This is a genomic window from Hanstruepera flava, from assembly GCF_023634025.1.
Classification (GTDB): Bacteria; Bacteroidota; Bacteroidia; order Flavobacteriales; family Flavobacteriaceae; genus Hanstruepera; species Hanstruepera flava.
In genome coordinates this window covers 1,260,128-1,278,198 of the sequence record NZ_JALJCW010000001.1, presented here as the reverse complement: position 1 = coordinate 1,278,198, position 18,071 = coordinate 1,260,128, and the positions used below count along the sequence as shown (strand labels likewise).

Sequence of the window (18,071 nt, the reverse complement as noted above, 5' to 3'; positions counted from 1 at the left end):
TAAACGCGTTAACTGGGCAATGAATTAACGCGTTTAAACAAGCGGTTAAGTTATTGTGTTAAGCTACCACACTCAACTTTTCTATAACTGTTTTATTTGTTGAAGTGCCTCCAAATTGATTTGAGGTATTTTTTTCGCCACCAGCCTTTAGGGCTTTGTCGCCAGCAAAAAATGTTTTGTGGTCGTCTCCCAAATCTGAACCTGCCATACGCTGGTGTTTCACACAAGACACACCTTTTCGGATTTCTTGTCTTTGCACGTCTTTCACGTAGGCTAGCATACCTTCCTCACCAAAGTAAGTTTCCGTTAAATCATTCATGTGTAATGCCGTGGTGTGATAGGTAGGCAACGTGATTAAATGATGGAAAATGCCAGCTTCTTTTGCTGCATCACTTTGGAAGGATTGAATTTTTTGATCTGCACGGAAACTTAACTCCGAGTTATCATATTCAGGATTCATTAAATCGTTCAAATCATAAGCGGTCATGTTTTCGCCTTCAGCCATCATCTCTTCGTAAACTTGATTTCTAAAATTCAAGGTCCAATTGAATGATGGGGAATTGTTGTAAACCAATTTAGCATTTGGTACAACTTCTCTAATTCTATTGACCATATGAGCTATTTGCTTAATATTTGGAGTAGGCGTTTCAATCCACAATAAGTCGGCACCATGCTGTAAACTGGTTATGCAATCTAAAACGACTCTGTCAATATTGGAACCTTCTTTAAATTTATATAACCCGTTGGAAAGCCTAATAGGTTTTACTAGTTTACCATCTCTTTTTAAGAGCACCTCATCTTCCTTGGCATCCTGAAGGTTTATGTCTTCAGCTTCAACAAACGCCAGGTATTGAGACGCCAAATCGCCGGGTTCTTGACTAACGGGTAGTTTTTGTGTCAGTCCGGCACCTTCGGAATCCGTTCGTGCTACAATGACGCCATCTTCTATGCCCAACTCTAAAAAAGCATAGCGTATGGCGTTTATTTTGGCAATAAAATCTTCATGTGGCACGGTTACTTTCCCATCTTGATGCCCACACTGTTTAGCATCTGAAACCTGATTTTCAATTTGAATGGCACATGCTCCAGCTTGTATCATTTTTTTGGCCAATAAATAGGTAGCTTCCTCGTTTCCAAAACCAGCGTCAATATCAGCAATGATTGGCACGATATGCGTATCAAAATTGTCTATTTGGTCTTTTACATCCTCACCATTTTCAAGTCGTCTAAATAGGTCATTTAATTCTATAGCATCTGCCTGGCGCAGAAAATCATAAATTTCTTCAATTAAAGCAGGTACAGCTGTTTTTTCATGCATAGATTGGTCAGGTAATGGACCAAATTCAGAGCGTAAAGCTGCAACCATCCAACCAGAAAGGTAGAGGTACTTTTTATCTGTGGTTTTATGATGTTTTTTAACGGCAATCATTTTTTGTTGAGCCACAAAACCATGCCAGCACCCTAAAGATTGTGTGTAATTTGTAGAATCGTTATCGTATTCAGCCATATCTTTTCTCACAATGGCAGCCGTATATTTGGCTATGTCCAATCCTGTTTTAAAACGGTTTTGAATAGTCATCCTAGCGGCATGTTTTGGATTTATTGCCTTCCAAGTTTCACCGTGTTTTTCTTTAAGGGTTTTTACGGCTTGATAAGCAGACTGATACTTGCTGTGAACTAAATTTTCCATAATTTTGTAATACGTTATTTTAATTAATAATTAAATCCTGTTGATTGTTGCAGCAATCGCAGGATTGTTTTTTTAGAGATATTTATAAGCGGGAATGGTTAAAAATTCTTCGAATTTGTCTGATAGAACCAGTTTGTCAAATAATTTTATGGCCAATTTAAACTTCGTGTCTGCGATATTAGATTCACCGACTTCGGTGATAATCTTTTCAATCTCATCATCAAATAACTCCATGTAAAGCTCAAGGGTTAGGGTTCTACCATCTTCCAAGACCACTTCGTTTTTTAACCACTGCCAGAGCTGGGTTCGTGATATTTCAGCCGTAGCGGCATCTTCCATGAGGTTATAGAGAGCCACAGCACCATGGCCTCGCAACCAGGCTTCTAGATAAAGGATGCCAACATTGATATTTTTTCTAATACCAGCTTCAGAAACAGTACCTTCTGGAATTTCAAGTAATTGAGCTTCGGTAATGAGAAAATCTTCTCGTTTGTTGTGAATTTGATTATCTGTTGGCATGTATTTGTCAAACTCGCCCAATGCCACTGAAACTAGAGCAGGATGTGCTACCCAAGTGCCGTCATGACCATTTCTAACCTCACGTTCCTTGTCTAATCTTACTTTTTCTAGAGCAGCGGCATTTTCTTTCTCATTGTTTTTTATGGGAATTTGGGCAGCCATACCACCAATAGCTGAAATGCCTCGTTTATGACAACGCTGTATGACCAATTTAGAATAGGCATTCATAAAAGGTGTTGTCATAGTTACCTGATCGCGGTTTGGCACGGTAAAATTTTTATGGTTTCTGAATTTTTTGATGTAGGAAAAAATATAGTCCCAACGTCCACAGTTTAGACCTACAATATGGTCTTTGAGTTCATAAATAATTTCATCCAACTGAAAACTCGCCGTAATGGTTTCAACTAAAACGGTAGCCTTGAACGTACTAATAGGAACATTCAAAAACTCTTGAGCAAATTCAAAAACCTCATTCCACCATCGAGCTTCTAGATAGTGTTCCAGTTTAGGCAAATAAAAATAGGGAGCTGTATTTTGTTTTAATAAGGTTTCCGTATTGTGGAAAACATACAAGCCAAAGTCAACTAAACTGGCTGAAGCCTCATTATCATTAACTAATAGGTGACGCTCATTTAAATGTAATCCACGAGGTCTAACTAATAGTACAGCTGTATCATTTTGTAACTGATAGGTTTTTTCACGAGCATGGTCTGCTAGGCTAATGGTTTTATTATTGGCATCTATAAGATTTTGCTGTCCTTCCATACAATTTTTCCAATTAGGGGAATTGCTGTCTTCAAAATCCGCCATAAACGTTTTTGCACCAGAATTTAAAGCGTTGATAATCATTTTTCGGTCAACAGGGCCTGTTATTTCAACACGCCTGTCTTTTAAGTCATGGGGAATTTCACCAGCCACCCAATCACTTTTTCGCAAGGTTTCCGTTTCACTGGGAAAACACGGTAACATGCCAGAATCAAAACGTTTTTGCTCTTTTTTACGAGCTTCCAGTAATGCTAATCTTTTGTCATTAAATCTCTCTTGCAGTATGGTAATAAACGCAATGGCTTCATCGGTCAAAAGTTCGGGATAGTAATTTTTTACGTTGTCGGCAAATTGAATTTTAGGCTGTTTTAATAGTGTGTTTTCCATAATCGTATTGTTTTACAAGACAATATTAGAATAAAGTTTTTAAAAAAACAAGCGAACGTTCGCTAAAAATGTATTTTCGCTTTTTATTTTGTTTTCGCAAAATTGACTATTTTTGTTTTTAGACATGGAACAAGACTATATTAAACTCATATTTGGACTCAAGCTGAAGCAAATTCGAACGGATAAAAATTTATCCTTATTTGGGTTGTCCAAACTCACAGGATTATCAAAATCTTATTTAAACGAGATTGAAAAAGGGAAAAAATATCCCAAACCAGATAAGATTGCGATTCTATCAGAGAAATTGGACGTACCCTATGATCAATTGGTATCCCTAAAGCTTGATAAAAATTTAGCACCCATTGGGGAGTTGTTGCAATCTAAAATCTTTAAGGAAATTCCGTTGGATTTGTTTGGGATTAAAGAAAGTGACCTGATAGACATCGTTGCCAACGCACCAGCGAAAGTCAATGCGTTCATCAGCACCATTATTGAAATCGCGCAGCATTATAATTTTAGTCGAGAGAGTTTTTTCTTGGCATCCGTTCGCTCATTTCAGGAAGCCAACAATAATTATTTTGATGATTTAGAGCAAAGTGTTTTAAAATTTTCAAAAGCTTATCAAGTTGATTTATCAAAACCCATATCATCTAAAGATATTGAGGAAATACTAATTGAAGAGTATGGATACACCATTAATGATAATGAGTTGAAAAAACATCAAGCTTTGGGTAGTCTTCGCTCGGTTTTTGTTCCTAAAACCAAAACATTACTGTTGGCTTCGGGTATTGATGAAGCACAACGCATCTTTATTTATGCCAAAGAAATAGCATACAATTATCTTGGAATAACCGATAGGTTATACACATTTCCATGGATTAAATTTGAAAGTTTCGATCAAGTCCTTAATAATTTTTATGCCTCATATTTTGCAGGTGCCTTAATTATTCCAAAGGCTGAATTGTCCACTCAATTGCAAAAACTTTTTGAGATGAAGACCTTTAACAACTCGCGATTTATGAAGCTCATGGCAAGTTTTAATGCTTCTCCAGAATCATTCTATCAGCGCTTAACTAATGTTTTGCCAAAAGCATTCAATATTCAGGATTTGTTTTTTTTACGGTTCACCCATAGAGCAGGAAGTGAAAAATTTCACCTCAAAAAAGAACTTCATTTGTCCCATCAGCACTCACCAAGAGCCAACGAAACCAATGAGCATTATTGTAGGAGGTGGGTGTCTTTAAACGTTTTAAAGAACATCGGCAAGAGTGATAAATCACATGAATTTAGTGTTCAGATTTCAAATTATGTCAATGATGACATGAAGTATTTGGTGCTGTCTTCGGCCACCAAAGATCCTTTTAGAGATAATCAATATCGAAGCATTTCCGTAGGGCTATTAATAAATAAACAATTGGAGCGAAAACTTAATTTTTTAAAAGATAAAAACCTTATTACCCATGAGGTTGGAGTCACCTGTGAGCGTTGTGCCATTAAGGATTGCAAAGAACGTCAGGCTCCTGCTTTGGTGTTAGATAGAGTAGATAAGAACAAACAAATAGCGACTATTGTTGAAACTTTAAACAAGACGTTTTCTTAAAACTCAAACTGCAATTGCACGCTGACTTCTTTTTTAGACTCTGTTTGTTTTGGTTTTTTTTCGGTGTTAAGGTTAGAGAGAGAAATACCTAAAAGCCTTACGGAGTTTTGTAGTTTTTCTTGATACAATAAATCTTTTGCAGTTTCCAGAATAATGCTCTTATCGCTTATAAAATAAGGCAAAGTTTTGCTACGGGTTTGTAGCGTAAAATCACTATACTTTATTTTTAGTGTCACCGTTTTTCCAGCCACGTCACTTTTCTGTAAACGCCGAGAAACTTCTTCGGCAATATGGTCCAATTTTTCTAACATAAAAACCTCGGAAGATAGGTTTTCACTAAAAGTGCGCTCTGCAGCCAATGATTTTCGTGTACGGTTGGGTTTGACTTCGCTATTGTGAATACCGCGTACGACATAATAATAGTACCTGCCCGATTTGCCAAAATTCTCATCGAGGTATTCCAAAGATTTGCTTTTTAAATCCTTACCTGTAAAAATACCTTTTTGATACATTTTTTCAGCTGTTACTTTACCAACGCCATAAAATTTGCGGATGTCTAAATCTTCTAAAAATTGAATCACTTCTTCTGGATTAACTGTTTTTTGACCGTTGGGTTTGTTGTAGTCACTAGCTACTTTAGCTATAAACTTATTAATCGAAATACCTGCTGAAGCGGTTAAGCCAACATCCTTAAAAATGCGTTCACGAATTTCTTTGGCAATGCGTGTTGCGCTGGGATTTCCTTTTTTGTTTTCGGTTACGTCAAGGTAAGCTTCATCTAAAGATAAAGGTTCAACTTTGTCGGTATAATCATAAAAAATCTTGCGAATCTTTTTGGAGATGTCATGATATCTATCAAAACGCGGTCTTACAAAAATAAGTTCTGGGCACAAACGCCTGGCTTTTACACCACTCATGGCACTTCGTACACCAAATTTTCGCGCTTCGTAGCTTGCTGCACTTACAACACCACGTTTGCCACCACCACCAACAGCCAAAGGTTTACCTTTTAATTCTGGGTTATCCATTTGCTCTACAGACGCATAAAATGCATCCATATCCACATGAATAATTTTCCGTATTGGTAAATCGTTTTGCATAACGTAAATTTAGACATTAAATGTCTTTTATTTTTATGACAGAAATAGAACGTAAGTTTTTAACACAATCAGATGCTTTTAAAACTGAAGCCTCACGAAGTTTTAGAATTAAACAAGGCTTTTTAAACACAGATCCCGAACGAACAGTTAGGGTGCGTTTAAAGGGTCAACAAGGGTTTATAACCGTAAAAGGAAAATCATCTGAAGATGGTTTGTTGCGTTTTGAATGGGAAAAAGAAATTTCTAAAACTGAAGCTGAATCGCTATTATTGTTATGTGAAAGAGGTGTGATTGATAAAATGCGTTACGAGGTTCCCTATGGAAACCATATTGTTGAAGTAGATGAGTTTTTTGGAGATAACGTTGGGTTGGTAGTAGCAGAGATAGAGCTAAATCACCCTACAGAGATTTTTAAAAAACCGCAATGGCTCGGTGAGGAAGTTACAGGACAAGTTAAATATTACAATGCACAATTAAGTAAAGAACCATATAATACCTGGAAAAAATGAAACAGATTAGTTTGGCACTATTACTATTATTGATAGTAAGTTGCAAGAACGATAAAACAACCGACTTAAAGACTGAAACTATCATAAAAACCGATACGGTTTATGTTGAAACTTACAAAGGTGAGCCAGTAAAATCAGCCAAAGCACTCAAAGCTGAACTTACAGAAAGGGGTTATCAAACCTTTGACTATGTTGATGAAAAAACTCAAGATACGGTTTTGATGCAGCAATATTTTATAGCATTTTTAAAATCAGGTCCAATTCGCTCTCAAAATGAAGAGGAAGCTGCCAAACTTCAAAACGAACATTTGGCTCATTTAGGGCGTATGTACGAAGAAGGTTATGCTGATATTTCTGGTCCTTTTGGTGATGATGGTGAGATTCGTGGTATCACCATTTACAATGTACCAACCCTTAAAATGGCTGATAGTTTAGCAAATTTAGATCCTATGGTAAAAGCAGGACGATTGGTGATTGAAGTTCACCCATGGTGGGCAGCAAAAGGTTTTCCTTTGCGTTAATTATTCTGAAATAGTGATTTGGCATTTGGTTTCTGTTCCAAACTCATCTACAACGGTAATGTAATGCTCTCCTATGGTTGGGATAATGGCTAAATCATGAATGCTTTTTGTTGAGCCAACAAAGGTGTTATCTACATACCAAAACAAGGTGGTGTTTGGTTTAGAGTGGGCTATTTTTAATATAAGCTCATTGGTATCTCCATCAAAATCTTTTGGTAAAAAAATAGTGTTATTGTCTTTAGGGTATATAAATTCCATTGTAGTTTCAGAATCGCTTATGCAATCAGCTCTAAATTTTGGAAGTTGTTTATAGAACGGATTTTTTGTTTTATAAAAATGTGCCATAAGAGGTGGTAATACAAACCAAGATTTGTGTTTAATATTATTAACATCTTCACATTCTGAATTTACTTGATAGCGTTCAGTTTCGTCAACGTGTACAAGAATATGATAAGGACATGGCTTTGTTTTTAATCCGCTTAATTGTACAAACTCTTTTGCAATCACTTCACAGTATTGAGAAGCTCTGTAACCACTTTGTTTGCAGATTTCTATTTGCTGCATTTCATCAAAAGGTTTAGCAAACCAATTGCTTTGAGGTAATATTTTAAATATATCAAATAAAATTGGAGCAGCTGTTTGAACACCTACCAATCCTGGTCTTCCTTCACCATCGGCATTACCAACCCAAACACCAACCACATAATCTTTTGTCGTACCAATAGCCCAAGCATCACGAAAACCAAAACTTGTACCTGTTTTCCAAGCGATTTGTTTTGAACTATCAAAAAACTCCCAACTTTCATCACTTTCAGGTCTATTCACTTCTTTTAAGCTTTCATAGGTTAAGTAAATTGAAGCAGCATCATATAAGATTTTATCATCAACTGCTTTTCCTTTATTTGTTTTATCTGAAGTTAAAAAAATGGGCTCACTAAATTCATTTGAGAAATACTTGCTGGAACTTTCGGTATAGTGATTTAATGTTGCAGACATAGCAGCATAACTTTTACATAAATCCCAAAGATTACTTTCTGCACCACCTAATATAATTGATAATCCGTAGTGATCTGTTTTATATTTTAAATCTTTTAAGTCAAGTTGTTTTAAATAGTGTCGGAATTTATCTAACCCAAACTCCTGAAGCATTCGAACTACAGGCACATTTAACGAACGCGATAAGGCACGACTTGCAGGAACTGCACCATCATACGATTTATGATAATTTTCAGGAGTATAACTGCCAAATTGTGTTGGAATATCTGCTACTAAAGTATTAGGCAATAGGTCTCCAGAATCCAACATGGCAGCATACAAAAACGGTTTTAAAATACTGCCTGTACTCCTTGGTTTGTTTATAATATCGACATCCTTTTGATGTTTTTTATCTGTTGGCGTATTACCAACATAAGCTAAAACACGTCTGGTTTCAACATCTAAAACTAAAACAGCAGCATTGTAAATTTCGTTTTGCTGTAATTGGTTATAGTGATTTTTTATAATGGTATTTACCTGATTTTGAAGTTGAATATCTAGGGTTGTCTGTTTTCGTTGCCCTTTATTTGATTTAGCAACACGCTGTAATAAGTGAGGTGCTAATTGTGGTAGTGGATATGGTTTTTGAGGTAAGGATTCTTCAATAGATAATTGATAAGTTAAGGAATCAATCTTTTTTGAATCGAGGAGTTTTTTTAAAAGGCGATTTCTTTTTTGCAGTAATTTTTGTTGATTTTTCCCTGGGTAAATCAAGCTTGGAGCATTTGGCAGTACAGCTAGTGTAGCACTTTCTGCCCATGATAATTGATAAGGACTTCTATTAAAATAACGCCATGAAGCCGCATCAATACCTACAACGTTTCCTCCAAAAGGTGCATGACTAGCATAAAGAGAAAGAATGGTTTCTTTAGATTCCCTAAATTCTAATCGGGTTGCAAGAATAATTTCAATACCTTTTTCGAAGTAAGTACGTGATTTGCCTTTTCTGGAAAGCCTAATAACCTGTTGCGTAATAGTACTGCCTCCTCTTTTTATCTCCCCTGAACTTATATTTTCTTTCAAAGCTTTTGCTATTGAAATAGGGTTAAATCCAAGATGCTTATAAAAATAAGCATCTTCAAATTGAAGGATACAGGCTTTAAATTTTTCTGGAATGCTATCGTTTTGTGGAAATCGCCATTGGCCATCAGTAGCTATTTGTGCACCAAGTAATTCGTTGTTTGAACTTGTAATGACTGTTGCTGTTGGGTCTTTAAACAATTGTTTTGGTAAACAGAAATAATAAGCTATTAGCAATATTAAAACTATTGCCGATTTAATTTTATTGCGTTTTATATAGTTTATTGTTTTGTTCACGAACTAAACTCATACTCACGTTCTACTTTGCAAATTTTCACATTGTACCAACTGTACCAATCTTGTCTGCCTTTTTGTTGCGCTACTAGATGATCGGTGTGCTGTTTCCAGTTTTTTATAGCTTCCAGACTTTCCCAATAGCTCACTGTAATTCCAACTTCGTTTCTTGCGCTATCCATACCTAAAAAGCCGTCTTGAGTTTTGGCAAGTGCTTCCATTTGGTTTGTCATTTCTGCATAACCTTCAATATGCTCTTTTTGAGTTGAAGTGAAAATGACTGCATAATATGGTTTAATCAAATTTTTCATTTTTTACGAAAACGATTTCGTTAGGTTTTTGGCGTTAATCATTTACTAATATAAAATTTTGCAAGCTTAATATCTATCTTTATAACGTGAAACATTGCACAATTTTTCTTAAAGTTATCCTAATTCTATGCTTTTATTTTTCTACTAATAGAAGTAGTGCTCAATTAGGATTTTGTGGAGGTAATTCTGGCGATCCTATTTTTATAGAGACTTTTGGGACAGGGACATCCTTTAGTTCTTTGCCAATAGGAACAACTACTTATCCGTTTGCAAATCAATATCCTGAAGATGGATTTTATACAGTTTCAAATAGTACATTTGGTAATGCATTTGATTGGCATCAAATTCAAGATCATACAGTAGAAGATAGTAATGGGAAGTGCTTGATTGTTAATGCAGGATTTTCTGCTGGAGAGTTTTACAGCACCAATATTTCTGGTTTATGTGAGAATACAACTTATGAATTTTCCGCTTGGTTGATTAATCTAGTTATAGCAAATAGTTTTTGCTCTACTCAGCCAACAGGAACAATACCTATAAATGTTGGGTTTGAAATTTGGGATAACACTAACACAAATTTATTAGCATCAGGAAATACGGGAGACATTTATGAAACAAATAATCCTAATTGGGAACAATATGCTTTGGTTTTTCAAACACTTCCAAATCAGACATCTGTAATTCTAAAAATGATAAACAACGGTGTTGGTGGCTGTGGAAACGATTTAGCTATTGATGATATCGTTTTTAAAACCTGTGGTGATTTTATATCGATTGAAGATACTTTTTCTAACACAAGCATTTCAGTTTGCCCTTCTGAAATACCATACTCAACAACTCTTGAAGCTATACCAGATTTTTCAGTTTTTAATTCACATTTTTATCAATGGCAGGAGAGTATTGATGGAACTAATTGGTCCGATATACCCAGTGAAACCAATCAAACATATCAAGTAAATAATATTTTAACAACTCAATATTATCGTGTAAAAGTAGCAGAAAGCCCAATTAATTTAGCTAATGATTCTTGTAATACTATTTCAGAAGTTTTTGAAATTGTTGTTCAGCCTGATATTGATCCACCTGCTAGTAATGGAGATGTTTTGTTTAATTGTGATATCAATCAAGCTATATTATCTGTTTCAGCTCCAAATGGTTTTACAGTAAATTGGTACGATTCACCAACTAACGGAATTCTATTGCAAGCCAATAACACTATATATTATTCAACAAGTGAATCAGGTACATTTTATGCTGAAACTGTAAACGTTTCAACAGGTTGTAGATCTTTAACAAGAACAGCTGTAAGTATTAGTCGAATAGACCCTGATTCTCCTATAAGTAATGGTGATGTTGAATTTAATTGCACTACTAATCAGGCAGAATTATCGGTAACAATTCCAAATGGAGTTACTGTAGATTGGTATGATTCACCAATAGATGGTAATCTCTTATTAGCAGACAGTTCAACTTTTACAACCTCTATTGGAAATGCTACTTTTTATGCAGAAGCATTAGATAACACTACAGGTTGCATTTCTTTAATTAGGACTCCAGTTTCGGTTTCAACTGTGAGGCCTAATGCTCCAATAAGCAATGGTGATGTGGAATTAAACTGTACAACAAATGAAGCTATTTTAACTGTTACAGTACCTTCTGGGATTTCTGTAAATTGGTATGATAATAATGGTACTTTATTGTTGTCTGATAGCCCTGTTTATTCGGCAACAAGTGCAGGCTTTTATTTTGCTGAATCCATTATATTAAGCAGTGGATGTACGTCAATTAGTAGCGTACAAATTGAAGTTTTTAACACTAGCCCTAATCCACCGATTAGTGAAGGGGATATTGGTGTGAGTTGTAATACGTCTACTGGAGACTTGAGTGTTTCAGTTCCATTTGGCGTTAGAGTAGATTGGTTTGATGAAGCTACAGGAGGAACGCTTTTAGCAAGTAACAGTGCAACTTATACTACAAGTACTCCAGGAACTTATTATGCCGAGGCATTTGATGAAGTAACAAACTGTAAATCAACAACACGAACAGCTGTGAGCCTGATTGCTGGAAACGAATTTCCTGATGTAGAAGATGAATTTCTAACATTTTGCGAAGACGATACCATTATTTTAGATGCTAACATTTCAAATGTAACTTATTTGTGGAGCACAGGAGAAACTACTCCACAAATAGAAGTAGATACACCAGGCACTTATACTGTTGTAGTGACAGATAGTAATAATTGCTCTTCAACAAAAACAATCGAATTAACTCAAATAAATAATCCAGTTATTGAATCTATAAATTCAAATGGATTTCAAATTGAAATTTTAACAACAATTGTAGGAAATTTTGAGTATTCTTTAGATGGTATTTCATATCAAGCTAACAATATTTTTGAAGTTGAGAGCGGTTTGTATACAGTATATGTTAGAGAAAGGGATGGTTGTGGTCAAGCTTCATTGGAATATTTACATTTTGTGATTCCAAAGTTTTTCACGCCAAACAATGATGGTCAAAATGACATATTTACCCTAAAAGGAATTGAAAGCTACCCTAATTCTGAAGTTACTATTTATGATAGGTACGGAAAGCTCATAAAGCGTTCAGTAAACCAAGCTTTTTCATGGGATGGCACTTTTGAAAATCAATTATTGCCAACATCTGACTATTGGTATGTTATTCAAATTGAAAACCAAATATTCAGAGGTCATTTTACCTTAAAACGTTAAAGTTATTTTTTTATACTAATCCATTGCCCTTTTGTTCTTACTAAATAATCATTATCATACATGGCTTCAGCTTGAATACCAGGTAGATAATATTTGCCTAAATATGACGCATTGAGCATGACTTGAAACGTTTTACTACCGTGTTTTCCTTTTTTAGGAAGGTCGAAATAGAAATTAACACGATCGTCTCTTATATCTGTATATCGTGCTTGACTTACAGTCGAGTCGCCAAAATCTGTGAATCGTGTATTGACAATTTCCCAACCTGAAGGGAATATTTGGGTTAAGGCAACATCATTCACAGCATTGTTTTTTAAATTACTTACAGTAACAATAGCAACAAAATCTTGGCCTTGTTTAAGGTTGGAAATGTTTATGGAATTACCTCGTAAATCTTTGTACCTAATAGATACGCTCAAACCTCTTTGTTCGGTAAGTTCTTTACCTAAAGGTAGTTTTCCAGAGTTCAATACCCTAACATAAACCACATTGTCTTGATTGTTTTTTAAACTTACGGTATTTCTTCCTTGTTCTATAGTTAAATCTCTTTGAGCAATAGCAGAATTTGATGTTATGGTTTCAGTTTTACCGTTAATACTGTAATTAATATTTAAAGACTTTCCGCCATTACTCTCTATCATTTTTGCAATGGACAATAAACTGTATGCAGTTGTTTGAGTGCTCATCCAATTATCACTTGACAATTCTTTTGCAATGGAAACTGCCAGTTCTCTAGCTCGAGAATCGTTAGTAATAATCATAGTTTCCAAAGCCATGGCACGATTTCTATCTACCGAGCCATAGGTGTAATAATTGTTTCTTTTTGAGGTGAATTCAATGTTAGCCGTTCTTGAAATTTTTTCACTGGCTTCTTTTTGACCAACAAGGGCATAAGCAGCTGCCAATCGCCATTTGGCTTCATTGGAAAGTTCAGAAAACTCTCGTAAACGATTCATGGATGCTAAATCGGGACTTCCAGCCAATGCCAATGTGTAAAGTCTATAAGCTTGTGCCAAATCTGAATTGTAATTCTGATACCTTGGGCGCCAGTCTCTTGCCTCTTGCTTTTGATATTTTATCCAATTGTTTTTAAATGTAAGTGGTAATACAAAACCTTTCTTTTCGGCTTCAATCATGAAGTGTCCAGCATAACTGGTTCCCCAATCATTAGCTGTGTTTTCACCAATCCAATAACTTAAACCACCATTTGGGTTTTGAAAATGCCCCAATCGCTTAATACCATCTTTAATGTTGTTTTGTATGTCTTGTTTTTTTCTTTGGTCTAGATCGAAAATATCATTGAGGAACAATTGAGGAAACACACTTGATGTAGTTTGTTCCACGCAACCATGTGGATATTGTATTAGGTATTGTAAGCGTCTAGAGAAATCGATTGGAGGGATAGTAGATAGCTCAATAGTTGCTGAATTGCTTCCAATAACACCAAAGGTAGAAAAACTAATATCGCCAGAAGCATTGGCTTGTATGGTTTTGTCTATTGAAACAGATGTAATTGGGTTTGTGTTTTCAACATCAAGTTCTACTTTATATGTTGATTTTTCACCATTACCGCTAGCTATAACTTCAACAGTATTAATGCCTTTGGCTTTACTAACATCTAGTTCAAAATAAGTCATTTTCTCATCAGGTTGCGTAAATGTTAGGGATTTTGATTGGTCTCCTAATACTTCGATACCATTACTTAACTTAAGGCTTATATTGACCTGTTTTACGTTTTCTTCCATTGCAAAAACGGTAACAGGAAGTGTTACTTTTTCACCAGGACTTAATTTACGTGGCAAAGAGGCTAAAACCATTAAAGGTTTTTTTACTTCTACAGACTTATCAGTACTGCCATAGGCTTCACTAGAGCTGTTTCCAGCAACAACCATTGTTCTCACAGAACCTATGTAGTTAGGCATTTTTATTTTATGGGCACGTTTTTCGCCAGATTTTAAAGAAAAAGGACCTAAATAAGTTACTACTGGTTTAAAACGGTTTGCTTTTTTGTTTTTGCCTGCTAATGCACTACCATCGCCACCAATAGCGAACACTTGATCAATGCTTCCGCTATAAGCACCAATAACATCATCAAACACATCCCAAGTTTTAACACCTAAAGCTTCGCGAGCATAAAAGGCATTCCAAGCATTTGGTGTTTTAAAGCGTGTTAAATCTAACAGTCCTTCTTCAACCATAGCTATAGTATAGGTCATTGTTTTACTATTTTTTTCAGACACTTCAACTTCAAATTCTTGTTCAGGTTTTAAGGTATTTGGCATTTTTAAAACGGGTTCTAGCTTGGTATTTGGGTCTTCAACAAGTACAGGAATAACACCATAAAGTCTTATTGGCAAATCGTTTGCTGAAATGGCATGAGGCTGCAATAATGATATGTTTACAAAAATGTTTGGAGCCATTTCTTTGGTGATAGGAATATCTACAACCGTTTCTCCTTTTGATGTTTTAATCCAAGTATGACTCAAAACTTCGGTTCCGTTTTCAATACTAATTAAAGCGCGTCCTTCATCACCAGATTGGAATGTTACTTTAGCTGTTTCATCAACATTATAGGTTTCTTTGTTTGCTGAAAGCACTAACATTTTAGCTGCTTCTTTGTCAGCAGTTGGTGCCTTTTGCCACCAATTTTTATAGAAGTAAGCTGTTCGTCCGGTGGCATGACCACTTACTGGATCTGTAACTCTTATTAGGTAACGACCACGTTCGTTATCTGGAATATTAATTTTAAAACTACCTTCTCCTTTTGAATTGGTATTAACAGTTGTGTCTAAATACGGTCTATGATAGGTACTCGACACATAGCTTGATAAATTATCGTAAGAGGAATTCCACCACCAACGCCATTCTATTTTATAAATTTTTACTTCAAGGCCATCGCGTTTTACAGGATTTCCTTGAGCATCAACCACTACTATATCAAACGTGTTATTTTCATCTGTAAAATAGGAGCCATAAGCATTACCTTTTGGCGAACGCAATCCAACAAAAGAATCGTAAGGCGCATAGGGTTTAGTAAAGGCATCCATAGAAAAGTCGCCACCATTTTCAAAAGCACGTGTTAAAAAGTGAACATTTAGCATTCCAGGAGCATTTTCACCGACTTCAATTTTTGTGTTAATATTGGCAATACCATTACTATTTACAGAGCCTTCAAAAACAGTAATTTCTTCAGATTTGAATTCACGTGTTGGGTCGTTAAATACGTAATTAGGATATTTTTTAAAGCTAGAATGTTGACTTGTGAATTTTGCCTTTATTTCAGCTTTTAAGTTTTTAGCAGGTGCACCATGAAGCCATTTTACATCCAATGTTCCTTTTTGAAGTGTCTTTCCTGTTAGGATATCGTTTTCAAAATCTAGTTTTATTTTTAAACGGTTTGGTTTAATGGTTTCAACCTTTAAGCCTTTATAAAATGAAGCACCACCAACAGATACTTTGGCACTATAATTTCCGGTTTTATCATTAGTTGATGTAGGTACGGTGAATTTATAAAAGTTATCAGTATTGAGTTTTGTAACCTCTTTAAAAACAAGTTTTCCGTTAGGGTCTGTAACTTCCATTTTTACGGGATGATTTTCAGGAAGTTTATTGCTGTTGTCGTTTAGAATGAATGTTAAATGAAGCGAATCACCAGGTCTCCAAACACCGCGTTCTCCATAAATATAACCTTTTAAACCACGTTGTAATTTGTTACCAGAAACATCAAACTTACTTAATGATAAGGAGTTGCCATCAGCTAGTTTGACATAAGTTTTGTTTTTACCTTTTGAAACAATTGCAAATGCAGCATGTTTATCAGAATCAATTATAGTTAATCCTTGTTCATCTGTGTTTGCATTGCCAATTGGTTGTTGCTGGAAGTTGTATAGCGTGATTTTAGCATTAGGTTCAGGGTCAGTATTTAGGATATTGGTTACGGCAAAATAATAAGAATTATTTGCGCCTTGTTTAGCAATAACCCCTAAATCTGAAGCCAATAAATTTTGAGAAACTATTCGGTTTTCACTGTAGTAAGCATCATGGCAAGGATTGTTTCTTTCACGCCAATTATAGTTATAGTCTTTATACCTGTAAGCTAAATTATCCCAATAGGCTTCTTCACGCAGGTCATCATCTTCAAGTGATGGTTCATTATAATCATAATTGACTTCTTCGTAGTATTCATCATATTCATCTGAAGTGTCATTGTTTTCATCACAAGAATAGAGAGAATAACTTCGGTTATAGCTTAATTCTACACGGTAAATGGCGCCTGGATCGGCTTTAAAGAATTTAGATAAGTCAATACTGTAGGCTTTCCATTTTCTTGAATTATTATTTTCGTCTTCAAGTAAAATAGTTTGCTTGGCTATTCGTCTACCAACTTTTTTTATGTTGTAAGAGTTATTGCTGTTAAGTGTATTGTCCTGTAAAAATTGAAGTATGTTATCTTCAAAAATTTTAATAATTCTCACATCAACGGCTTTTAGATTTACCGCTTCGAAATTGAATTTTAATTCTTTAGAATTCGGTAAAATCGTTCCGTTATTTATAAGTCTTACTTGTGGTTTTAAATCTTCGAAATTGATGGTTTGAGAAAATGGGTTTTTAAGTTTATAATCTTCACTATTTAATACACCTTGAAAAACATCAACTTTTACATCGCCAACCAATCTGTTATCTGGATACACTTTTAGTACATTACCATCTATCACATATTTTGGGTTTTTTACATTTTGAATGGTTATTAAACCGTCTAAATTTTGTTGCGCTTTTAACGGATCTGAAAAGTTTATTGACAAATATTGTTCTGGATATTGAATAATATTTAAATCGATAACCGAAAAATTATTTATGCCAGGAATTTCAAATGTTTGCTCACCGCTATTTTCTGTTTTAATAGCTTTTCCATTCCATTGTATTAAAATTTCTGAATCATCAATGGTTCGATGAATGCTATCAATTTTAAACTCAAAAACTTTAGTATTTTCTTCAATTTCATTAAATACAATGGAGAGATTTTTATTGTTTTGTGTAGCTTTAACCAATTGTTTGGCATTATTTAATGAAATAACATCGGCAGAATGAATAACAGCATTTAAGTATTGCCATTCTTTTGCTTCATAAGATTGTAAGGTGTTAAGCTCAACTTTAAAATTTGGAGCAATGGTTTTAAATTGAAATGAATAAGATTTAAAATCATTAGAAATGGTTTTATGAAGCTTTTCTAAATTTACAGTTACTGTATATTCTGTATCCGGTTCTAAATATTCATCAGGTATAAAAACAAGTGTATGTTTATTTTTTAATGTTAGTGAACCCTCTTCATGTGGATTAATTGCAACTATTTTGTCAGAGATTTCTTCGCCAACTTCATAGCCTACAACATCATTTGCTAAATTGATAGTTATAGGTTCTGCAATAGAAGTTAAACCAGAAGAGGTATAATTTATATAATCTCTATATTTAAATAGGTTATCTACTTCAACATCTTTCTTTTTACATGATAAAACTATCGCGAAAAGTAATGCAATAGTAAGGTGTTTTTTTAATGACATAGTTGATGATTTTATTTAAATGAACTTCAGAAA

Annotated in this window: 10 protein-coding genes; 4 read left to right on the top strand and 6 right to left on the bottom strand. The window is 34.8% G+C overall.

Annotated features, from left to right (window positions below; all coding sequences use genetic code 11):
- Positions 1-58: 58 nt before the first annotated feature.
- Together MTX13_RS05970 and aceB are read right to left on the bottom strand one after the other, a co-directional pair.
- Positions 59-1,690, bottom strand: a complete 1,632-nt coding sequence (locus MTX13_RS05970) for an isocitrate lyase (protein WP_250433485.1) — start codon at positions 1,688-1,690, stop codon at positions 59-61.
- A gap of 72 nt (positions 1,691-1,762) precedes the next feature.
- A complete protein-coding gene (gene aceB / locus MTX13_RS05965) occupies positions 1,763-3,361 on the bottom strand; it encodes a malate synthase A (RefSeq protein WP_250433484.1) in 1,599 nt (532 codons plus the stop codon).
- Positions 3,362-3,485: 124 nt separating this feature from the next.
- Between aceB and MTX13_RS05960 the strand changes: the two genes are divergently transcribed.
- Positions 3,486-4,961 carry a helix-turn-helix domain-containing protein gene (locus MTX13_RS05960; protein ID WP_250433482.1) on the top strand — a complete coding sequence of 492 codons (1,476 nt, stop codon included), beginning with the start codon at positions 3,486-3,488 and terminating at the stop codon, positions 4,959-4,961.
- Here MTX13_RS05960 and dinB read toward each other — a convergent pair.
- Positions 4,958-6,061, bottom strand: coding sequence for a DNA polymerase IV (gene dinB / locus MTX13_RS05955; protein ID WP_250433480.1), 1,104 nt, complete (start codon positions 6,059-6,061; stop codon positions 4,958-4,960). The genes MTX13_RS05960 and dinB overlap by 4 nt on opposite strands.
- A gap of 35 nt (positions 6,062-6,096) precedes the next feature.
- Here dinB and MTX13_RS05950 point away from each other — a divergent pair, with 35 nt between their 5' ends.
- Complete coding sequence (locus MTX13_RS05950; RefSeq protein WP_250433872.1) at positions 6,097-6,570, top strand: CYTH domain-containing protein; 474 nt, start codon at positions 6,097-6,099, stop codon at positions 6,568-6,570.
- Positions 6,567-7,091 (top strand): YciI family protein, encoded by a 525-nt coding sequence (locus tag MTX13_RS05945; RefSeq protein ID WP_250433478.1) that lies wholly within the window; start codon positions 6,567-6,569, stop codon positions 7,089-7,091. The genes MTX13_RS05950 and MTX13_RS05945 overlap by 4 nt, the downstream gene beginning before the upstream one ends.
- Here the strand turns inward: MTX13_RS05945 and pbpC are convergent, their stop codons facing one another.
- Together pbpC and MTX13_RS05935 are read right to left on the bottom strand one after the other, a co-directional pair.
- Entirely contained in the window at positions 7,092-9,443 is a 2,352-nt protein-coding gene (pbpC, locus tag MTX13_RS05940; protein WP_250433477.1) for a penicillin-binding protein 1C, read from the bottom strand.
- On the bottom strand, positions 9,440-9,751 hold the full coding sequence (locus tag MTX13_RS05935; RefSeq protein ID WP_250433476.1) for an antibiotic biosynthesis monooxygenase family protein: 312 nt from the start codon (positions 9,749-9,751) through the stop codon (positions 9,440-9,442). The genes pbpC and MTX13_RS05935 overlap by 4 nt, the downstream gene beginning before the upstream one ends.
- Positions 9,752-9,837: 86 nt before the next feature.
- On the opposite strand from MTX13_RS05935, the gene MTX13_RS05930 reads away from it, so the two are divergent.
- Positions 9,838-12,480, top strand: a complete 2,643-nt coding sequence (locus MTX13_RS05930) for a T9SS type B sorting domain-containing protein (RefSeq protein ID WP_250433475.1) — start codon at positions 9,838-9,840, stop codon at positions 12,478-12,480.
- 2 nt (positions 12,481-12,482) lie between these two features.
- Here the strand turns inward: MTX13_RS05930 and MTX13_RS05925 are convergent, their stop codons facing one another.
- The gene (locus tag MTX13_RS05925) at positions 12,483-18,038 is read right to left on the bottom strand and encodes an alpha-2-macroglobulin family protein (RefSeq protein WP_250433474.1); all 5,556 of its coding nucleotides are present in this window, start codon (positions 18,036-18,038) and stop codon (positions 12,483-12,485) included.
- Positions 18,039-18,071 lie beyond the last annotated feature (33 nt).